The organism is Neobacillus sp. PS3-12 (genome assembly GCF_030915385.1).
Lineage (GTDB): Bacteria > Bacillota > Bacilli > Bacillales > Cytobacillaceae > JAEVLT01.
This window is the reverse complement of record NZ_CP133268.1, coordinates 5,080,879-5,102,402: the sequence shown is the minus strand read 5'-3', so window position 1 is coordinate 5,102,402 and position 21,524 is coordinate 5,080,879. Positions and strand designations below refer to the sequence as shown.

Sequence of the window (21,524 nt, the reverse complement as noted above, 5' to 3'; positions counted from 1 at the left end):
TGATATTTTTTACCTCCAACGAATACAGGGATTGTACACACCATGTCTGCTCTTTTTTCATAGTTTAGAGTAAAGGACGAACATTGGGTTAAAGGAGCGACGAACTTGATAACAGTCAGCCTTTGTATGATTGTAAAAAATGAAGAAGACAGCATTGCGAAATGTTTAGATTCTGTAAAAGACCTTGTCAATGAAATTATCATCGTTGATACAGGGTCAACTGATCGAACAAAAGAAGTCGTATCTCGATACACAGATAGGATCATTGATTTTAAATGGATCAATGACTTTGCTACAGCACGTAATTTTGCGTTTAGTCATGCTAAAATGGACTACATTTTTTGGTTAGATGCCGATGATAGCTTGTTGGAAGATGACCGTAAAAAATTTTTATCGTTAAAAGAAACTCTGGACCCTTCGATAGATTCTGTAACCATGCATTACAATCTGGCTTTTGATGAAAACGGAAATGTCACTTCCAGCCTGCGCCGTAATCGACTTGTGAAAAAACGCAACAATTTTCAATGGCGCGGGCCCGTACACGAGTACCTGGAGGTTTGGGGAAGTATCCTTCATAGCGATATTGCTGTCACCCATAACCGCATCCATCATGATTCAGACAGGAACCTTCGAATCTATGAAAATCGTTTAAAGCGGGGTGAACAATTCTCACCAAGGGATCTTTATTACTTTGCTAATGAACTATTTGAGCATCAGAAAATCAATAAAGCGATAGAATTTTATAAAAAATTTTTAGCAACAACTACTGGTTGGGTTGAGGACTACATTTCGGCTTGCGGAAGATTAGCAGATTGTTTTAATACTATAGGAGATCATAAGCTTGAGCTTCAATACATTCTAAAATCCTTTGAATACGACTCCCCCCGAGCTGAGTTTTGCTGTCGCCTTGGTGCCCGCTTTCTTGAAGATCATCAGTACAATATAGCTATATTTTGGTATAAACTTGCCACTGGGTTGGAAAAACCAACTGACAATATGGGATTAATTAATCATGCCTATTGGACTTGGCTACCACATTTACAATTATGCGTTTGTTATGATATGTTAGGAAATTTTGCATCAGCATATGTACACAATGAGATTGCACGAAAATATCTGCCAGATCATCCGAGTATTCTTCATAACAAGCGTTATCTAGAACCTCTTATTCAAGGGCCAGACCAAGGTTCATCATAAGTCATGCCATTCCCCATGAGAGTTTTACTCGTAAAAAAACATAAAAAAGAAGGGAGACCCTTCTTTTTTGTTAAGTAATAAAAATTATTTACTTGCAGTTACTTCTTTTTGAATCTTATCCGGCTTTCTTACCTTTACTTGACTTGTAACTTCGTCATCCCAAGAAATGGCAACATCACCGTCTGTCACAAATGTCTGGCATCCGAGGCGATATCCCTTTTTTAACCATTCTTCCCCTAATTTTCTTCTTTCTTGTACCTTCACATTATCTAAAAATTCCGTACCCTCTTCTGCTTTAAAGACACATGACCCACAAATTCCCCCGCCACATCGGTTTGGAAGCTCTCCATCATAGCGAAGTGACATTCTTAATATACTTGATCCATTTGGTACATCAAATTCTTTATTGCTATTTATGAAACGGATTTTTGGCATTGTCATTTCCTCCCCTTAAAATATTTTATTGGTATACAATATACAATGATTGTAATATTCCGATAATATAATAAATTTTAAACATCTTGATATTAATAATAATATTCCTCAACATAAAAACTTATAATAATAAAACAGGCTACTTTTCTTCGAGTGGCCTGTTTTATTTTTTCTTTTTATTCTGCTTCTCTTTTAGACTCTCAACATAATTTATATAAGCCTTTTTTGAATTTTCAATATGAATTCTCATTAAATACTCAGCTATTTCCACATCCTGATCATGAAGGGCCTTCATGATCCCTATATGTTCTTTTAATGACTCTTTTCTTCTCCCCGGAGTTTCATATCCCATATTGGCTGCCATATGAATATAATCAATTAGACCAGAAAGAATTTCGAATAATTTTGGACTTTTCGACGCTTTGTTGATTAAACGATTCATTTGAATATGTTCTAAATTAAAATCTTCTTCCGATCGCTGCTCTAATAAATTCAATTCTTTTATCTTTTGGTCCAATTCCTGCCTTGTTTCGTTATCCATTTTTTGAGCTGCTAATTTTACTGCGAGTACTTCTAATGAAGCTAAAATGGTAAACACCTCAATAACCTCATTTTCGGAAATATCCGAGACAACAACACCTTTTCTGGGAACAGTTTTTACAAAACCTTGCGATTCAAGCCGAAACAAAGCCTCCCGAATAGGCGTACGGCTAATTTTTAATTTGGCAGCAAGTTCTCTTTCAATAAGACGATCACCAGCTTGGAATTCACCTTCGAGAATCGACTTTTTTAAAAATAAATATGCATGCTCTCGAATAGATAATAGATTTTTTTCCTCCCACGTTATTTCCATCATTACACCCGCTATTTTTTAAATATTTTTTAAAAAAGGTTAGGATAAAAAGACCCCTCCATAGACTAAAGAACCAATGATAACAAGAGATGGATGAACCTTAAATTTACTTAAAGTTAGGTAGCTTAGAAAAGCCAATAGGATAAGGTGAAATGCGCCGTTTTTTTGAAATTCTGAGAAAAAGAATTGGTAAGCCATCACCGCAAGCAAAATAAAAATGATCGGCTGTACTGACTTTGTCATTAACTTTACTTTTGGTGAATCTTTGAATAAATTTACAAACTTAAACAAAATGATCACTGCTATGGCTGATGGAAGGATCGTTGCAGCAAGGGCCACAAGACAACCCAGGATTCCACCCATTTGATAGCCGATAAAACCGCCCATTTTTGTTGCAATCGGACCCGGCAGTGCATTTGCAATCGCTAATAGATTACTAAATTCAGATAAACTCATCCAATGATAATGATTGACGGCTTCATTTTGAACTAATGGAATGATTGCAGGCCCGCCGCCATACCCTAATAAATTAGCAATCAAAAACGACCAAAATAGATGCAAATAGATCATGAGCTTTTCTCCTTCATTTGTATCACTTTACCAGATGAATCCTTTGCTGACTTTTCTTTACGTGAAGCAATGAAAAAGGCTGAAATAAGAAATACGGCGATTAATATTCCAGGATGTACCCCTAGAAATTGGATAAATACTAAAGAAATAATTGAAAAAATAAGCATTTTTGATAAACCTAAGCCCTTGCGGCCATTTTGAAAAAAACGATACGCCATTTCCGCCAGCATGTATCCGATTACTGGTGTAACCCCTTGAACCATCCCGCCTACAATTGGTGAGTTGCGAAACTTGTAAAGCACTCCCAATAAAGCAATCATCCCAAAGATTGTAGGCACTATATGCGATAAAATGGCTACTACTGCACCCAAGCCGCCCTTCACTTTAAAGCCGACATAAGCTGCCATTTTTGTTGCAATTGGGCCTGGGAGTGTATTTGCCAGAGCTAGTATTTCACCAAACTCTTCAACTGTTACCCATTTATATTTTTGAACAGCTTCGTATTCAATCAATGGTATCGTTGATGGACCTCCACCATATCCCGTAACGCCGGTACGTGCAAACCCAATTGCTAAATCAACATAGGGTTTCAAACGATTCTCCCCTTCCTAAAAAAAACAACAATTTCATTACTCTTCGGGTACATATATAAATTAATTCCGCTAGATTTGTTCGGTATTCCAGGGGGTGTTGATTATTTCCGCGGAAACCGAACAACTTATACGGAATTTTACTTGTCTTAATTATTTAAAAATTAAGTTGCTAATGAGTTCAAATTTTAATATCAGCTTTGGTTATTACTTCTAATTCATTGCCCAAATGTTTCTGTAATGCTTGCAGTGCTGCCGTTCCTACTGCGGTATCTTGTTCGCCATTTCCCCCGCTTACTCCAATTCCGCCAACAACTTCACCATTCACAACAATTGGAAATCCACCTACAAAAATAGCAAATTTGCCAGGAAGCATCTGTTGAATTCCAAATGCTTCATTACCTGGAAGTGCAGGTCCATTTGGTTCCTTATTAAATAAATGAGTGGATCTTTTATGACCAGAAGCTGTGTACGCTTTAGCGATTGAAATTTCAGGGCCAGTAATACGTGCGCCGTTCATTCTTTCAAGTGCAATTAGATTTCCGCCATCATCCACTATGGCAATCGTTTCAAGTACGTTAATTTCTTCTGATTTTTTCTTTGCTGCTTCAATCATAAGTTTTGCTTCTTCTAATTCCAGTTTCAATGCTGCTTTCATATTGTTCTCCTCAACTATTTTATATTTTGGCTGTGTTAAATTAGTCTGTTGTTTTGAGCGACAGCCTTTATTTTTAATAACCGATATAAACTGTTTTTAGTTGTGTGAAAAATTCAAGACCTACTCTTCCTGATTCACGGAATGTTGAGGTACTTGATTTTTTCAAGCCGCCAAATGGTGCGTTGATTAAGTTACCGGTCGTTGTGCGATTCACCTTCACTGTGCCGGCCTGGATATCTTTTGTAAATTGATTGGCAGTTTTAAGATTATTGGTAACGATCCCAGCAGATAATCCATATTCTACTTCGTTAGCAATCTTGATCGCTTCTTCATATGAATCTACTTCGATAATAGCCACAACGGGACCAAAAATCTCTTCTTTGGCAATTCGATGATTTGACTTTACATTGGTAAAGATCGCAGGACTTACGAAATAGCCATTTCCGAAAACACCAGCATCAATTCTCTCACCGCCAAAAGCGAGTGCAGCTCCATCTTCTTTTCCAATTTCAATGTACTTTAAAACATTTTTTAATTGTTTTTCGTTCGCAAGAGGACCAATTTTTACTCCCTCTTCAAAGCCATTTCCAATTTTAAGCGAAGCTGTTTTTTCAATTAGTTTTTGGACAAACTGTTCCTTCACGTTTTTCAAGACAATAACCCTGCTTGTTCCAGTACAAGCTTGGCCCGTTAAGGAAAACCCTCCATTTACTGTTAAATCAACAGCAAGGTCTAGATCCGCATCATCCATAACAATCAACGGATTTTTCCCACCAAGCTCCATTTGTGTTCGAGTGGTAAATGACGATTTTTTATGAATATCTTCACCAGCAGCCGTCGATCCTGTAAAAGTGATGGCTCTTATTGCAGGGTGTGTTACCAAAAGATCCCCTACATCCGAAGCTTTTCCTGTTACGAAGTTGATCACACCATTAGGAATTCCGGCCAGTTGCAGTGCTTCCACTAGACGTACAGCAATTAAAGGAGTGTCTGATGAAGGTTTAAAAACCACTGTGTTTCCTGTGATGAGCGCAGGAGCGATTTTTCTGGCAGGAATAGAAAGTGGAAAGTTCCATGGTGTAATCACACTTACAACTCCAAGTGGCTCCCTCTCTGTTGAAACTTTCATATTTGGATCATCATTAGGAAACGTTTCTCCTGTAAGCGTTTGGCCTTCGATTGCATAAAATCGAAGCGTCTGTGCTGAACGAATCACTTCATTCTTGGCATCTTTAACATGCTTTCCTTCTTCTCTCGTTAATTCTTCAGCGTATTGATCAGCGTTTTGCTCTAAAATATCCGCTGCTCTATTTAAAATAGCAGCACGTTTTGATGGGGCTGTTTTTGCCCAATTAGGGAATGCTTTTGATGCAGACTCAATCGCCAATTTAACATCTTCTTCATTTGAAGCTTGAAATGCTCCTACTACGTCTTCGGTATTCGCAGGATTTATGCTGTAAAAAAGTTTATTCGTTACTGATTGTGTCCATTCACCATTGATATAGTTATTGAAAGTCTCAATTTTAGTCGTTAGCAAACTATCACCTTTTTCTAATCTAATTAAAAAACGGGCCGTCATGTTGAACCTCGATTTTACAAGATTTATATGACAGCCAGTTTAGGAGAGGATTCAAGAGTAATCTCTTGAATCCCGATATGTGATTTCAATTAGTTCTAATTAAGATTGAACTAAAGTTCCTAGATCCTTCTCAAGATATTCTTTCCAAAGGCCATCCATGTACATGCGGCGCATTTTTGCTCCTGTACGAACAATTTCTAAACAACGTTGCTGTAATTCAGGAGTATTGGCATGGTCTAGAACAATTTTGTATCCTCGCTCACCATGAATTTCATCTGAAACGATGTGAAGATCGAAGAATTCGATTTCTTCATCGGTAAATTGATACTTTTCTCTTAGCGCTGGAGTTTGTTTCCGATAAATATCTGGAACTTGAGATTCTAACCCTACAACAAGTGCTGCTGTTGCCACTACGAAATGTTCACGGGCAGCAACTGCATAACACCAGCTTTGAAGACCTAAAGTCGTGATGGCCATATTCTGAGGATCCATTACTCTTTCACGAGTAGTTCCACATGCCTCTGCGAAACGAATAAGTAAATCAGTATGACGATCAGCAGCAATTTCTTCTTCATACATATTTTGAAGGGTGAAGTCTTTTGCTGATTCATATTCTGGGATATTAGGAGTATTATGGTAGATATACGCTAAGTAGTCGGCGAAGGGCCCAACATAATGGTAATGATTTTCAGCCCATCTTGCGAAGTGTTCTCTCTCAAGTTTACCTTCGGCCCAAGCTACTGTAAAAGGAGCCTTTTGGCTATGATTTCCTTTAATTGCTTCCTCTAATTCTTTACGAAATTCATCCTTTGATAATAGTTCTGCCATTCTAATATTCCTCCTCGAATGTATAATAGGTTTTTAAATATGTTTGGCATTTGATATTTTGTATACCAAATTATTTTAAAAATAAAAGTTTGCTTCTATTAAACAAGCTTTCATTTTTAGCTATCAGGTATTTGGTATACCTTTAATGATATAATATCTTACTTTATTCACTTTGTAAATAGTGTTTTTAGAATTTTTTAAAAATTTATAATTTTAAGTTTTTATTTGTTTATTTAATAAGATCGCTTTTGTTAATAAGGTATATCTGCTTTTAGATTTAGCAATTTATTGAGTTCTTCCGTAAGGTTATCCAATGATTCCTCAACAATATGCTGGCCAATCTCCTTGCTGGCTTTTGTCGCATCCCCAATACAACCATTTTTGGTCATTTCTTCATAGAAATAAAATCCTTGAATGGCTTTACCTGGTCTAAGCTGCTTCCATCTTCCATCTTCCCGAATATCGCCTTTTTCAAGTTCATCCATTCGAACAAGTTCTGGAGCTAAATATAATGCTTCTGATACTTCACGTTCACAACTATGACCAAATAAAGATGATGTTACGTATTTTTCAAATGACTTTCTGGCAGAAGCTGTTGTTTTTGCATAGTAAATTTCTACTTCAAGTTCGTTTGTTAGCATGGATGAAGCTACGTTTAATGTTGATTGATTGCCACCGTGTGAATTAAGTAGCAGAAATTTTTTAATTCCGTGATATTTTAATGACGAAATCATATCTTTTAAAACGGCAATAAGAGTCGTCGGTTGTAAAGATATGGTACCGGGAAAATTTATGTGATGCGGTGAAATCCCCATATTTATTGTAGGGGTAACCCATGCATAGGGATACATTCTTTGCCCAAGTTTTTTAGCCATTTGCTCTGCAAGAACGGCATCACAGCTCTCTACCATGTGTGGACCATGTTGTTCATGTGCTCCAATTGGGATTATCGCAAGCTGAACAGTTTTTAGTGATTCTTCGACTTCCTTCCATGTCATGCTAGTGAGATTATAACAATCCACAAAATTCACCTCATAATTTATTTTGTATTTCGTATACCAACTATATTTAAAAATAAATTTCCTAAGGAGCTTGAATCGTAGACCTCTTTTTAGGAGCCTCAACTGCTATATATTCTTGCGTAATCTCAATATCCTCTTGCACGGTAAATTGGCAGGTTAATCGGTACCCTTCATTCACTTTATCACCAAGCATTTTTTCTTCTTTCCAATTCGGAGGGGCTAAGTTTTCCGCTCCAGATATCACTTGACAGGTACATTTTGTACATCGTCCCATTCCACAACCATATTTTAATTTCGGAAATTGACGGATTCCCGCCAGCACCACTAAGTTAGCATTATCCTTTACGTCCTGCTCAACAATCGTTCCGTCAACATGAAGAATTACTTTTGGCATAATATTTCCCCTTTCTATATATTCAGAATATTTAGATTCTTAGTATGAAGTATACAATTAATTTAACCAAGAAGCAAACATGATCTTTTTAATTTGGAATTGACACTTTTTTTTATTGATGAGCTTCGCCATTCTCATAATTTTTTTAATATTTAGAATATATTATTGAACGTTTTCATTAAATAGTATAAAATACAAATAAATAGTTTGGTATACAATATTCCGAAGAGGTGGTAATGACAGAATAGAAATATTGAAATACTGGATCATATGAAAATGATAAATAATTAGGAGGAGGGCTTTATGGGAAAATATATTGTTTTAACAAATAAGGAAACCTTCCAAACAGTTCTAGAAAATGACGGGTTAGAGGTAGTCGAGACATACAATTTTTACTTTTTTGAAAAATTAAAAGCAAAATACACGATTGCCAAAATCTTAGATGAAAATATAAAAATTCAATTATATGAGAAATACGAAGGAAAGGAATACGTTAACAAAATTAATGTAAAGTTTTTTGAAAAATTTGACACGATTGAAGCGGCACGCGAAGAATTAAATGAGATCGTAAAGGCATCTGGTAACAGCGAGGATTCGAAAAACTCTAAACTTGTTAAGTCTGAAATGACTGTATAAGATGCTATTAGCTAAAAAGTCAGGAGAGAACCTGTTGTCTCTCCGGCTTTTATATGATGAACTTGGTGGATGAATATAAAGTTAGAAATATTAAAATTTAAGTGTTTTTCTTAAGGAAGCTAGTTTCTTCTCAGCTTTTAATACAGCCTTTTTGGAACCAAATAAAAAGTTTAACATTTTAATTCCTCCTATTTACTGAGTTATTCTACATTTTTATTGTATTATGATTAATAAACTTTTACAACTATATTGTATACCAAATACCAAAAATAGTTTTAAATGTGATCGAATTGTGGCTTTTTTCTCCAGGTTTATCATTTTTGGTATACAAAAAAATACAAAGTAGGTGAAACGATGCTGAGGTCGATGTTTCTATTTGTGATTCTTTTGTATTTATTTTCTGTCCTTTTTCCTCATACTGATATCAAGTTTATGCTCTCTGGTTTATGTCTCATAATTGTACTCTGCACATTGTTCCAAGCAAAACGATTTGTTCAAATTTTAGGAAGCTGTTTCTTAATTCTTGGTGTGATACTTTTATGGACAAGTCGGGCTCATTGGAATCAATACATTCTTTCCTTTGGTCCTATGCTCGACTTGTTGACAATGTTTACACTAATTCCAATTTTAGGAATCCCTATTAAACTTGGTAATTATAGTGAGAGCATTCAAATGATTATTCAAAAACGAATAAAAACTTCCGGACAGCTTTATATGATCACTTCAGGCATATCTTATTTTTTTAGTATTTTTATGAACCTTGCAACTTTACCAATGACTTATTACTCAATCAGACCTGCCTTAAGTCTTTTTACCGTACAAAATAAAGAGCGATTTATGTCTAGAGCGATTTCCCGAGGTTTTGCCATGCCTTTAGTGTGGGCCCCAGTTACTCCGATCGTGGGAATTGTCATAACAATGACAGGAGTGACATGGGTTTCTATCCTTCCATATGTAATTCCTCTTAGTATTTTAGGGATGGGATTAGATTGGTACATTGGATCTCGCAAATCAAAGATGATGATCAAAACCCAAAAGAATCTTGCAGCCCATGAGACAGCCAGTACAATAGAAAATACTGGGCCAGACCGTTCAGGTAGGGTTTTTCAAATTTTACTTGCCATCATTATTTTCAATGTAGTTATATCCATTGTTGAAAAAATGGTGCCATATCCCTTTTTAATTCTTGTTTCATTATTAGTCATCCCTTTTGCTTTTGTTTGGTCGCTTTTTTTAAGACAAGGCAACCAATTTGGTCATGAATTGTTAAAGCATTTTCAATCTTTTGCCATTAGTATGAAAGATCAATTTTTTATTTATTTATCTGCAGGATTTTTTATCTCTGCGATGAATGTCTCCCATACAAATCATTGGTTATATCTCCTGGTAACTAAATTTATTCACGTTGCCGGTGTAAACATCTTTTTGATTTTACTGCCATTAATTCCGTTGTTGTTCGCTTTTCTAGGTCTTCATCCCGCTGTTTCACTTGCATTAATGATTCAGGGCCTAGATCCGAAAGCAATTGGTATATCACCACTTGTATTAACTGTAGCCATGTTAGCAGGAGCTGTTTCCGCATTTCTAGTTGGACCTTATAATGCCACATTAGGGCTTATGTCGAACATTGTTAAAGAAAGCTCCTATAAGGTATCAAATTGGAATCTTTCATTTGCAGGGTTGTATATTGCCTGCGTCATGCTGTATTTATGCTTATTACAATTACTTTTTTCATAGAATGAAATACAAAAATTAATATAAATAGAGGAGGGTGACAGTCACAATTACTGACACTCTCCTCTATTTTTTGTATTAAATTCAATCATTTTGTTGGATCTTTTTAGCGATTTCCTTTGCAAAGTGTCCAAGGCTTCCTTCACTATAAGATCGGATCACTTCGGGGCTGATAGAAGTCAAAGCTCTTTTAACATACTCAAGCGGATAGCCTCGTTTCGCAAACTCATTCTCAATCTCCGCGGCAGTTTTTACAGCATAAAAAGTGGCAAGTTTATTAACTTCCGCTAAACAATTCTCACTTTCTTGCTTTACGTTTCCTAAATTTGAAAATAATTCCTCAATTATTTTTTGAAGTGTGTTTTCCGAAATAAATAGTCCATTTCCGTGCTCCAATAAGTCTCTTGCATGCCCCATATATTTTAAACCAATAACATTTAAGTCTGGGAACGTCTTAGAAATTTCGTTCGTATGAAGTGTTGTTGCCATATTTATGAAATACGGAGAATGACCAGAATTACCTTGAATCTTTAAACTCGTAATAAAAGGAATAATCGAAGTTGCTGGTAATGCTAAAATTAGCAGATCGAGCTCTTTTAATTCGCTTGCCGCTAATAAATAGCCATTCTGAAATTGGTTTACAAACTCTCTTGCCTTTGTTTGATCACGATGAAAAACTCCTATCTTTATATTGTTTTGATTCCAATGACTCATCATAGCAGTCCCCAGTTTCCCTAATCCCACTAAACCAATTTTATAGTTTTCCATTATTACTCTCCTGTTTTTTATTATTATGATGCAGCACTTTATAAAAAAGGGCTTCCCAACAAGTTAGGAACTAACTAGTTTTTGGAAGCCCTTACATTATATAATAATCCCTTAAATTTTATTACAAAATCTCTACCATATGATTACGGCTAATATAGTTGCAAGCAATAGTCCGATAATAACTGGCAAGAAATTTTTTCTGGCTAATTCTAATGGTGATACTTGCAGGAAGCCTGCTACTGCTACGAGTGAAGACCATGCAATGATTGTTCCTCCACCACTCCAAACAGAGCCCATTTGGCCAATTGCCGCCATAACGGATGGATCTAAGTGACTGCCATGAGCCAGAGCCCCAGACAATGCACCTGTTAATGGAAGACCAGCAAATCCAGAACCATCCAATCCTGTAATAATACCAACTATCAAGATACCAACTGCCGCAAAAATTGGATTATGTGGAATATATTGTTGTCCATGTTGAATTAAATCAAATAAAAATGCTGGTTTAGGGGCTTTATCAGGTAATGAAAGAATTGCCGCTGAGAAATCTCCACTTCCCATAAAGAAGAAGCCTGCAATTGGAATAACTGGCGCCATTGCCCTGAATGCGAATACAAATCCTTCTGTAATATGCTCGCTAATTTTATCCAATGCATGTATTCTGTTAAATGCGATAGTAGCTAAAATTAATAGAATAGTTGCAACACCGCCGATAAATGCTGCACCGTCTCCTCCTTCAAAACCTGATCCTCCGCCAAGCTTGGTTTGGAACATAAAGACCATAACCCCGAGCATTGCTAAAGGTACAATAATCGCAAACACTTTTCCCCAAGTTGCTTTTCTCTGAATGATATCAGCGCTTTCTTCTACCGTAGCTGCAAGTTCATTTGCTACATCAAAGAAAGCTTTGTCTTCTTTCCTGTCGGATTTTTTGGTAATTGCTTTTCGATGAGTTACATAGACAATCGCAAGGGAGCTTAACCCTGTAATAAGTGAAAGGATGAATGCTTTATCAGAAACAGCAGCTTTATCAATACCTGCTGCTTTAGCACTTAGCATTGGTGCGACTTGCATAATATAGTCTGATGATAATGCCATCCCTTGGCCAGCAATAACAATAACCATTGCTGATGTCATTACAGGCAATCCTGCATTTACTGCCGCAGGAACTAGCAAAGCACAAATTAGTGGAACAGCGGGAGTTGGCCAGAAAAAGAGCGAAATCACATAGGTTGTTACCATTAAAACAAGATAGGAAATATGACCGTTTACCATTATTTTTTGAATCGGAACAACCATTCTTTTATCTGCTCCTAGATCTTTCAAAGAATTAAGGAGACCTATCATAATGGAAATAATCAGGAAAATACTAAATAGCTCTTTAGCTGCAACAAGGTTCGCATTAAATACAGCTTGAAACCCGGCAATAATGCTCCCTTTATACACTGCTGCTACTAAAAAGGTCCCAATAATCAGGGGTAAAACAATACCTTTTCTAAAAAGCATAATCACAATTACTGCTACAGTGACAACTAGATACACCCAATGAGCTGCTGTTAATCCCATATATTCCCTCCAAAAATTTTAATGTTCTTAACTCTCTTTTTTACCTGTTCTTTTAAATTGTTAAATAGGATTGGGAGGGTGAGGATCCATATGTAAGAATATTCACCGAGAAAACACCTTCACCATTCACTATCAACTTGAAATTTTATTAGGTAAATAAGTGACAGCCTTACCGCAAGATTGATAATTAAAAAAATGATTTCCAGTTGCAAACAGCACCTTGTATATTGTAGATTGTATACCAATTAAATAAAAAACAATTATCCTCTGCACTTTCTTCTTTTTTCTGCTGAATCCAGATACCTCTAAACATTAAAGCAAATGAGTATAAACTAGATGTTATGAATAGAAAATTACACCTCACTTTCCCACTATGGGTAACTTATAAACTATCATATATTAAAATTCTTAAATTTGCAAACAATTTTAAAAATTTTGATATTTTTGTATATTGGCAATATTATTCTTGATATCGTACCCCCCTTTAGGTAAAATAGATAGAAAATTGAGTACTTCGTATACCAAATATATTTTCCATTTACCCCCTCCTAATTTCAAATCTAAATCTTACCAGTTTCATAGATTTAGAGTAGCACAACATATTCCAACAAACTTCAATATTGTCAGAAAAACTAACATTGTATTTTATTTTAGGGATTTGGTACTGAAAGAACAATTTTTTTAATCTATTAATGAGGTGAATGAGTAATGTTAAAAGTAGGGATCATCGGATTTGGAACATTAGGAAAATGTATTACTAAATTAATTCAGTCACACCAGGCTGGAGATGTTGATTTAAAGGCTGTTCTTGTTAGAAATAAACTTGTTGCCAACGAGTCTTCTGAGCATCCTTTTTTGATTACGATTGATGAAAATGTATTCTTTAATCAAAACCTAGATATTATTATAGAAGCTGCGGGGCATGATGCATTACAGCTTTATGGTGAAAAAGCTCTTAGAAGCGGAAGTAACTTGATGGTTCTATCGGTAGGTGCTTTAGCAGATAGTGACTTTTATGGGAAATTACAAAATGCCGCAACAGAAACAAGCAAACAAATCCTGATTCCTTCTGCTGCAATTGCCGGTTTGGATAGAATTGCTGCTGGTGCTTTAGGAGAAATTGAAGAAATAACTCTTATTACCAGAAAGCCTACTAGAAGCTGGTATGGGACTTTCGCTGAGGAAATGGTAGATTTGGAAACCATCAATGAGCCATATTGTATCTTTGATGGTGTGGCACAAGAAGCAGCAAAATTATTTCCTGAAAATATAAATGTTTCCGCTGCACTTAGTATCGCTGGAATCGGATTCGATCAAACAAAAGTGAAAGTATTTGTTGATCCTACGATTGAGCGTAACACACATACCATACATGCGAAGGGATTTTTTGGGGAAGTTAAAATATCCATTCAAAATATACCATTCAAGCAAAACCCTAAATCCAGTCCAATTGTAGCAATGAGTGTGGCAAAGGTACTGAAAAACCTAACCTCATCTGTAGTTGTTGGGATATAGTGTACGAAAAAGGGCTAAGATTAGCCCTTTTTTTATTTTATCTCTTTTTTTCTTCACTTTTCTTGACAGCTTCAACATAGGCTTTTTTAGAATTCTCGATATGAATCTTCGTTAAATATTCGGACATGTCACTTTCCTTGTTAACGATAGCCTCCATAATTTTTAAATGTTCTTCCATTGACTGTTCTGCTCTTCCCGCTTTTTGATAGCCTTTTTTAGCAAATGCACGGATATAATCTGATAAACCGCTCAAAATTTCGTAGAGTTTTGTATTTTTGGCAGAACTATATAAAAGATAATTCAGCTCTGAGTGCAAATCGGAGAAGTCAACTTCATTTTTATTTTGTAAACATTTCTCCACTTTTTTTATACAAGAAGTAAATTTTCTTTTCGTTTCATCATCTAGCTTTTGTACAGCTAATTTGACTGCCAAAACCTCAAGTGATGACAGAATCGTAAACACCTCAATAATTTCTTTCTCAGAAATATCGGCAACAATCACACCTTTTCTTGGTACTGTTTTTACAAATCCCTGTGATTCTAATCTAAATAATGCTTCCCTGATAGGTGTTCTGCTAATATTTAATCTTTCTGCTAGTTCCCGCTCAACGAGGCGATCACCTGTTTTAAATTCTCCATCTAAAATTAAATCTTTAATGTATAGATAAACCCTCTCCCGTATTGAGATCAGATTTTCTTCCGTCCAATCATTCCCCATATTTTACCTCCTCTTCCTATAATGCACATTATATTAATTATATCTCAATCACAAAAAGAGCACCAATTTTTGAGAAGTTGCCAACTTTGCATCACTTTAACTTGTTATATATAGCTCTAGTTATAATTTTAGACATGATATCAGCTATTTTTATAACAGTGTACAAACGAGTGCTATTTAAGGATTGCACAGGTGACAATGGGTCAAAATAGTTTACAATCGCTTTTAAATGACAATCGCCTACACTAGGCAAATCTTTTTTTAATGCTTTACCTGGAATAAAAGCCCCTTCTACGATAAAAATTGTACCAATTTTGCTTTCATCCCCTAAACACGCATCAATTCCGATAATGAATGGATCTTCAAATGTATCATGAATTTCCTTCAAAACCTTTTTAATATTTAAGGCATGTACAGGTGCTTGTAGTGTTCCATAAATAGGAAAAGGTGTATTTTTATCTTTTAAAATCGTTCCTACCAATGGACCAAGTGAATCTCCGGTAGAACGATCTGAACCAATACATAAAAAGATGATCTCCTTCGAAGTATTGGCAATTATTTCTTTTAATTTATTAGCCATTTTTGCAATTTCTTCTTCTTCTGACGTTTCTCGAGTAAATGTTTTATTTGACCTTTCAACTCTTCTTTTTTCCTCATTGTTTTTCTTAAAAGGCCACAAATGGATCAAACCCCTCTCTAATCTTCCACACACATAAACATTACAACAACTAGATCAAAAATTTGATTAATGAAGAAGGTTCGACAAAATTTGTAAAGTTCCTTCATTAAAAAAAGATACTTTTTATCCTAAAACTTATATAAAAAAAAAATTAAAAATAATATTTTTTTGGATGCTAGTCCATACTCATCTTATTTAAATTTCATAGAATACATCAGATAAAAAAAAGGAGGTGAATAAAATTGCCAAAAGGAAGTTCAGGAAAACACAAAAAACATAGTAGCGGGCACAGAAGCCATGGGAGCGGACACCACAAAAGGAGCAGCAGTCATCATCGAAGCAGCAGCGGAAACTTCAGATGCAGCAGCAGTAGCCATCATCAAAGCAGCAGTGGACACTTCAAATGCAGCAGCAGTAGCCATCGTCGAAGCAGCAGTGGAAGATGTAATAAGTGTGGAAAAAGAAACTGCTGTTGTAAAGTGAAAGTTATTATTAAAGTCCCTACAGGTGCTACAGGTGCTACAGGTGCCACAGGTGCCACAGGTGCTACAGGTGCCACAGGTGCCACAGGTGCCACAGGTGCTACAGGTGCTACAGGTGCTACAGGTGCTACAGGTGCTACAGGTGCTACAGGTGCTACAGGTGCTACAGGTGCTACAGGTGCTACAGGTGCTACAGGTGCCACAGGTGCTACAGGTGCCACAGGTGCTACAGGTGCTACAGGTGCTACAGGTGCTACAGGTGCCACAGGTGCTACAGGTGCCACAGGTGCTACAGGTGCCACAGGTGCTACAGGTGCTACAGGTGCCACAGGTGCTACAGGTGCCACAGGTGCCACAGGTGCCACAGGTGCTACAGGTCCAGGAGTCCAATTTGCGTGTACAACCGTCACACCAACTGTACTAAGCAATAACACATCGCAAACAATTGCAACCCTTACGGTCACCACCGCTGCAGGAAATACAGTATGGCTTACCGATTATGTAACTTGGATACCGTCGAGCAACAATCAGACCCTTATACTGCAGCTTAAACGAGACGGTGTCACCGTATGCACCGCAACAGACACGTCTTCAATGGCTGGTAGTCCATTCACAACAGCGATGACCTGCTGTGATACCCCACCACCTGGTACCCACACATACACCCTCGTTGCTACAGGAACAGGCCAAGCGGGCGGGCAGACCATTTCCATTATCGAAGGCACACTCACTGCCGCTGTTGTATGATGACACATCGTATTTAAGATAAAGAAGCTGACTCAAAAGGTCGTCAAAAACGACTTTTTGGGATCAGCTTTTTCTTTGCTAATGATTAATATTTATATAAAGGATGATCCAATTCATAGAGACGCATGTATCTTTCTTCATTTTCAAGCAGTTGTAGATGGCTACCAGACATCGTAATTTTTCCTTGGTCCATAAAGATGATTCGATCCATTTTATCCATACCTGCTAAATGGTGGGTAACCCAAATAATTGTTTTCCCGTTTAGTGTACTAAAAACGGTTTCCAATAACTTATTTTCGGTAATTGGATCAAGACCTACAGTCGGTTCATCCATAATGACAACTGGTGTTTTTTGCAAAAGAATGCGTGCAAGTGCAATTCTTTGGCGTTCTCCACCCGAAAAGCGTTGTCCCGTTTCTTTCATATTGGTGGCATAACCGTCTGGCAGATCAATAATCATCTCATGCAGACCAACCATTTTTGCAACTTCATATACTTCTTTGTCCGAAGCTTCGGGGTTTCCAAGTCTGATATTATTCAGAACAGATGTGTGAAATAGATAGGCTTTTTGATTTAGTACCGAAAGCATTTTTGGGATTGATAGTTGAATTTCATTGGCTTTCCTTCCATTTAAGAGAACTTCACCGCTGGTAGGTTCAAGTGCCCCCTGAAGTATTTTTAATAAAGTCGATTTTTCGGCTCCGCTAGGTCCTAAAATCGCTATTTTTTCACCTTGTTCCACCTTTAAACTAAAATCATTGATTAATTGAGATTCTGAAGAATATTGGAAAGAAATATGATTACATTCAATCGTGACTTCTGACAAATCAATATTATCATTATCGTTTTCCTCTATTTCCAGCCACTTTGATTCATGAGACTCCATACTTTCCAGGCGCTTGATTGAATCCTGATAGCTTGACGCTTCACTTACAGCTTCTGAAAGGGGTAAAAAGGATTCCAATATTGACATCATCACTAGGCCAAAGGCGGCAATAAAGGTTCCTGGAATCTTCCCGCTAAGTGTCATATCATTAGCCCAATAAATAGCGATAATAACGATCATCCCAAGCACCATTTGATTTAAAACAGAACGCCAATTGACAAAAGAATGAAGCTTTGTTTCAATCTTTAGTAATTCCTGCTGCTGTTTTTCATACCGCTCGATAAAGTTTAAGGATTTTCCACTGAATATCCAGTCACTAATTCCAAACACTGCATCAGTGAACTGCTGATAAAGGTAATGTCTGCCTTGTTTTATTTTTTCATTTTTCGTCTTCGTGTATATATAAGAAAGAATTGGTCCCACAAAAATTAATAACCCAATGATAACTGCGAATAGAATTGCAATTGGAATTGAAAAAAGACCTGCACAAATAATAATAACTGTATAAATAACAAGGGAAACAATCGCTGGAAATAGAGTTTTTAAATAATAGTTTTGCAGGTTTTCAATATCATCGGCAAGAACGCCAAGTAAATCCCCTGTTAAAAATCGGGATCTTAGCAAAACAGCTTGTGGTTCAAGCACTTTATATAAGCGAACGCGCATATTCGAAAGAATCTTCAGCACAAAGTGATGCCCTGTCAGTCTTTCTACATAGCTTAATACTGCACGGCCAATACCAAAAGTTCGAACCCCAACAATCGGGACGTATACCATTAAAATCGATTCCGGTCTGGTTGAAGCTTTTGAAATCAAATAGCCCGAAGTAAACATCAATCCGCCGCCAAACAGAATGGTTAGTGCTCCAAGAAAAATAGCCAGCGCAAACAGCCCGCGATATTGCTTTAGATAAGGGATGATCCACTTTTGCTTCTCCATCAGAACCCCTCCAATTGTGACCTAACGAGTTTATAATAATAGCCCTGCTTTTCCATTAATTGCTGGTATGAACCCATTTCAACTAATCTTCCATGATCAAGGACCACTATTTGATCCATATTGAGCATCCAATGGAGACGGTGAGTAGCAAAGAAAACCAATTTTCCTTCAAATAACTTTAGCATGGTTTCTTTTAATTCATATTCTGTTTCAATGTCTAAGTGGGCTGTCGGTTCATCTAACAAAAGAATCCGTCGATTTCCTAAAAATGCCCGAGCAATCGCCATCCGCTGTTCCTGACCACCACTTAGTGTTCGCCCGCCTTCCCCCACATTCGTTTTCAGCCCATCTGGCAATGATTGAATTACCTCCATCAGCCCTGCTTTATGAACAGCTTCTTTCACTTCGTCTTCCGTTGCATTTTCAAAATAAAACCGAATATTATTAAAAACTGTGTCAGAAAAAAGATATGGGTGTTGCGGAATATACGTCAATTGCTTTTGCCACTTTTCCTGTGCAAGACTTCCTAGCTTTTCTCCATCAATCAAAAATTCTCCGTTAGTTGCAGCGAAAAAACCACCTAATAAATCAATCAAGGTTGATTTCCCGGCACCGCTTGCACCTATGATTCCGACTTTTTTGGTTCCTGAAACGGTAAAATTGATATCTTCCAAGCCATTGCCACTATTTTCCTCAAAGTGCATACTCATATCTTTTACCGTAAAAATACTTGTTGGCTGCCAACCGGAACAGACTCCTCAATTTCTCGAGGATGATCTTTCGTTAAAATTTCATGTACTTTTTTTCCTGCTTCTTTGCCATCAAGGGTTGCGTGGTAGTCTGCACCAACCTCGCGAATTGGCAAAAAGTATTCTGGCGCCAGTATCAGAATGGTTAAAGCGGGTTTCAGATCCATAGTTCCGTTTATTAAACCTAACCCAAGAAAAACAGCCACTGTCGCAATTGAAAGCATCGTAAAAAAGTCGAGTGCAAACGTTGATAAAAATGCAATCCTTAAAGTGGATATAACTGATTTACGGTATTCTTCGCTTACATATTGGATTTTTTCAATATGCTTCCTGCTTAATCCTAAATATTTCAGTGTTTCCAAACCTCTCAAAGAATCAACAAAATGATTGGATAACATTTGATAGGATTCATATTGACGATTTGCTTTTTCTCTTGCTGCTAATCCTAAAATAATCATAAAAACAATCAAGATCGGAGAAGCAATAATTAAAATAATGGCTGAACGAATATTTTCAAAAAAGATGAAAAGACAAACTATCACAGGAATAACGGAGGTATTGATTAATTTTGGCAAAAAAAACTCCAGATAGCGCCGAAATTTAATAATACCTTCCATAATTAAAGTAACAGTCTGGCCGGAGCCTTCTTCTCTTACAAAACCTGGTCCGAGTTGAAATAACTTTTTCAAAACCGATTCCCTAACATTCACACTCGTATTAACTGCAAAACGAAAAGCAATCTTCTTTTTCACAAATGTAAGAGTTTGGCGAATGACGAGGGCCAAAAAGAAAATAGATAATTTTCCACTAACATGACGAAACAAATCTCCCCCGAAAAGGGAGGAGATTGAATCTGCCAAATAATAGGCCTGGATAATAATGGCAACACCTTGAAAAACTGTTAAAATTGTCAGACCCGCAAGTACTGGTTTTATTCCCGTGTATGAGAACAATGACTTATCCATTAGTAGGTTAGATGCTCCTTATTTGTTACACGTTTTCTAAAGATATAATAGCTCCATACTGTATATCCTAAGACAAACGGTAAGATGGTTACAACGACAATTGTCATAATCTTCAAGGAGTAGGCACCACTTGCAGCATTATAAACTGTTAAATCAAAAGCTTTATTAATTGAGCTAACCATTACTCTTGGGAATAGGCCGACAAATATCGCAGAAACCGTTAATGCTAAGCCCAGTCCAGTCATTGTAAAGGCTAAGCCCTCTTTTTTACGAGCAATAAAGGTATAAGATAACACATATACAACTACGATTAATGCAACGATGATTAGCTCTGGAACTAACCGAACTACAAAAATATCGGTCATGAAATAAGATAATCCAACAAAGACAACAAGTGCGCCAAGAACTGCGAGAACTACTTTTTTAGCAAGTGCTGCAGACCTTACTCGAAGATCCCCATCTGTTTTTAAGGTCAAAAAGTTTAAGCCATGCAACAAACATAACAAGGTAACTGTTAATCCGCCCCATAGGGAATAAATATTGATAAAATCTGAGAAACCTGCTGTCATGTTCATGTCTTTATGAATAGGCATTCCTTTAAGAAGACTTGTAAATAATACCCCAAGTAAAAATGGAGGTAATAAACTTCCAAAAAACAGTGCCCAATCCCATGAATTTGTCCAGCGAGAATTTGGAACCTTACTGCGGAACTCAAATGATACGCCGCGAGCAATTAAAGCCATCAATACAACAAATAATGGAAGATAGTAGCCGCTGAACATGGTTGCATACCAATTTGGAAATGCTGCAAAAATTGCCCCGCCGCCTGTTAAGAGCCATACTTCGTTTGCATCCCAAACCGGGCCGATGGCATTAACCATGATCGAACGTTCAATTTGATTTCTGGCTAAAAACCGCATTGACATTCCGACGCCAAAATCAAAGCCTTCAAGGAAGAAGAAACCGATGAAAATAACCCCAATTAAGACAAACCACAATTCACTTAATTGCATC

General features: G+C 36.8%; 21 protein-coding genes and 1 pseudogene. 6 read left to right on the top strand and 16 right to left on the bottom strand.

The annotated features are described in order from the left end of the window. Positions 1-105: 105 nt before the first annotated feature. Positions 106-1,197: a tetratricopeptide repeat-containing glycosyltransferase family 2 protein gene (locus RCG17_RS25590; RefSeq protein ID WP_308172831.1), complete on the top strand. Its 1,092-nt coding sequence runs from the start codon at positions 106-108 to the stop codon at positions 1,195-1,197. Between the two features lie 84 nt (positions 1,198-1,281). Here RCG17_RS25590 and RCG17_RS25585 read toward each other — a convergent pair whose 3' ends face one another. The 9 genes from RCG17_RS25585 to RCG17_RS25545 all read right to left on the bottom strand — a co-directional run bounded on the left by RCG17_RS25585 (position 1,282) and on the right by RCG17_RS25545 (position 8,126). Beyond that, positions 1,282-1,632 carry a 2Fe-2S iron-sulfur cluster-binding protein gene (locus tag RCG17_RS25585; RefSeq protein WP_308172830.1) on the bottom strand — a complete coding sequence of 117 codons (351 nt, stop codon included), beginning with the start codon at positions 1,630-1,632 and terminating at the stop codon, positions 1,282-1,284. Between the two features lie 163 nt (positions 1,633-1,795). Beyond that, complete coding sequence (locus tag RCG17_RS25580; protein WP_308175955.1) at positions 1,796-2,485, bottom strand: GntR family transcriptional regulator; 690 nt, start codon at positions 2,483-2,485, stop codon at positions 1,796-1,798. A 39-nt stretch (positions 2,486-2,524) separates the two neighbouring features. Beyond that, complete coding sequence (locus RCG17_RS25575) at positions 2,525-3,055, bottom strand: chromate transporter (protein WP_308172829.1); 531 nt, start codon at positions 3,053-3,055, stop codon at positions 2,525-2,527. Further along, positions 3,052-3,648 carry a chromate transporter gene (locus tag RCG17_RS25570; RefSeq protein WP_308172828.1) on the bottom strand — a complete coding sequence of 199 codons (597 nt, stop codon included), beginning with the start codon at positions 3,646-3,648 and terminating at the stop codon, positions 3,052-3,054. Before RCG17_RS25570 ends, RCG17_RS25575 begins: the two co-directional genes overlap by 4 nt. A gap of 178 nt (positions 3,649-3,826) precedes the next feature. After that, positions 3,827-4,303, bottom strand: a complete 477-nt coding sequence (locus tag RCG17_RS25565; protein ID WP_308172827.1) for a GlcG/HbpS family heme-binding protein — start codon at positions 4,301-4,303, stop codon at positions 3,827-3,829. A gap of 73 nt (positions 4,304-4,376) precedes the next feature. Continuing rightward, entirely contained in the window at positions 4,377-5,882 is a 1,506-nt protein-coding gene (locus tag RCG17_RS25560; protein WP_308172826.1) for an aldehyde dehydrogenase family protein, read from the bottom strand. A 99-nt stretch (positions 5,883-5,981) separates the two neighbouring features. Continuing rightward, positions 5,982-6,710 (bottom strand): iron-containing redox enzyme family protein, encoded by a 729-nt coding sequence (locus RCG17_RS25555; RefSeq protein ID WP_308172825.1) that lies wholly within the window; start codon positions 6,708-6,710, stop codon positions 5,982-5,984. A 251-nt stretch (positions 6,711-6,961) separates the two neighbouring features. Continuing rightward, complete coding sequence (locus RCG17_RS25550) at positions 6,962-7,732, bottom strand: creatininase family protein (RefSeq protein ID WP_308172824.1); 771 nt, start codon at positions 7,730-7,732, stop codon at positions 6,962-6,964. A 61-nt stretch (positions 7,733-7,793) separates the two neighbouring features. Next, positions 7,794-8,126, bottom strand: coding sequence for a 2Fe-2S iron-sulfur cluster-binding protein (locus tag RCG17_RS25545; RefSeq protein WP_308172823.1), 333 nt, complete (start codon positions 8,124-8,126; stop codon positions 7,794-7,796). A gap of 303 nt (positions 8,127-8,429) precedes the next feature. Between RCG17_RS25545 and RCG17_RS25540 the strand changes: the two genes are divergently transcribed. Next, entirely contained in the window at positions 8,430-8,762 is a 333-nt protein-coding gene (locus RCG17_RS25540) for a hypothetical protein (RefSeq protein ID WP_308172821.1), read from the top strand. A 354-nt stretch (positions 8,763-9,116) separates the two neighbouring features. After that, positions 9,117-10,499 carry a hypothetical protein gene (locus RCG17_RS25535; RefSeq protein WP_308172820.1) on the top strand — a complete coding sequence of 461 codons (1,383 nt, stop codon included), beginning with the start codon at positions 9,117-9,119 and terminating at the stop codon, positions 10,497-10,499. Between the two features lie 81 nt (positions 10,500-10,580). Here RCG17_RS25535 and RCG17_RS25530 read toward each other — a convergent pair whose 3' ends face one another. After that, positions 10,581-11,264 carry an NAD(P)-binding domain-containing protein gene (locus RCG17_RS25530; RefSeq protein WP_308172819.1) on the bottom strand — a complete coding sequence of 228 codons (684 nt, stop codon included), beginning with the start codon at positions 11,262-11,264 and terminating at the stop codon, positions 10,581-10,583. Between the two features lie 132 nt (positions 11,265-11,396). Then, on the bottom strand, positions 11,397-12,830 hold the full coding sequence (locus RCG17_RS25525) for a transporter permease (protein ID WP_308172818.1): 1,434 nt from the start codon (positions 12,828-12,830) through the stop codon (positions 11,397-11,399). Positions 12,831-13,538: 708 nt separating this feature from the next. Between RCG17_RS25525 and nadX the strand changes: the two genes are divergently transcribed. Next, positions 13,539-14,345: an aspartate dehydrogenase gene (gene nadX, locus RCG17_RS25520; RefSeq protein ID WP_308172817.1), complete on the top strand. Its 807-nt coding sequence runs from the start codon at positions 13,539-13,541 to the stop codon at positions 14,343-14,345. A 37-nt stretch (positions 14,346-14,382) separates the two neighbouring features. Here nadX and RCG17_RS25515 read toward each other — a convergent pair whose 3' ends face one another. Beyond that, entirely contained in the window at positions 14,383-15,063 is a 681-nt protein-coding gene (locus tag RCG17_RS25515; protein ID WP_308172816.1) for a GntR family transcriptional regulator, read from the bottom strand. A 91-nt stretch (positions 15,064-15,154) separates the two neighbouring features. After that, the gene (gene yyaC, locus RCG17_RS25510) at positions 15,155-15,742 is read right to left on the bottom strand and encodes a spore protease YyaC (RefSeq protein ID WP_308172815.1); all 588 of its coding nucleotides are present in this window, start codon (positions 15,740-15,742) and stop codon (positions 15,155-15,157) included. A 297-nt stretch (positions 15,743-16,039) separates the two neighbouring features. On the opposite strand from yyaC, the gene RCG17_RS25505 reads away from it, so the two are divergent. Together RCG17_RS25505 and RCG17_RS25500 are read left to right on the top strand one after the other, a co-directional pair. After that, positions 16,040-16,225, top strand: coding sequence for a hypothetical protein (locus RCG17_RS25505; RefSeq protein ID WP_308172813.1), 186 nt, complete (start codon positions 16,040-16,042; stop codon positions 16,223-16,225). Then, positions 16,222-16,971 carry a hypothetical protein gene (locus RCG17_RS25500; RefSeq protein WP_308172812.1) on the top strand — a complete coding sequence of 250 codons (750 nt, stop codon included), beginning with the start codon at positions 16,222-16,224 and terminating at the stop codon, positions 16,969-16,971. The genes RCG17_RS25505 and RCG17_RS25500 overlap by 4 nt, the downstream gene beginning before the upstream one ends. 85 nt (positions 16,972-17,056) lie before the next feature. Here the strand turns inward: RCG17_RS25500 and cydC are convergent, their stop codons facing one another. From cydC to cydB, 3 genes and pseudogenes are all read right to left on the bottom strand, one after another. Further along, positions 17,057-18,796 carry a thiol reductant ABC exporter subunit CydC gene (gene cydC, locus RCG17_RS25495; RefSeq protein ID WP_308172811.1) on the bottom strand — a complete coding sequence of 580 codons (1,740 nt, stop codon included), beginning with the start codon at positions 18,794-18,796 and terminating at the stop codon, positions 17,057-17,059. Then, positions 18,796-20,510 (bottom strand): annotated as a pseudogene (cydD, locus tag RCG17_RS25490) (thiol reductant ABC exporter subunit CydD). Before cydD ends, cydC begins: the two are co-directional and overlap by 1 nt. Further along, entirely contained in the window at positions 20,510-21,523 is a 1,014-nt protein-coding gene (gene cydB / locus RCG17_RS25485; protein ID WP_308172810.1) for a cytochrome d ubiquinol oxidase subunit II, read from the bottom strand. Before cydB ends, cydD begins: the two are co-directional and overlap by 1 nt. Position 21,524 lies beyond the last annotated feature (1 nt).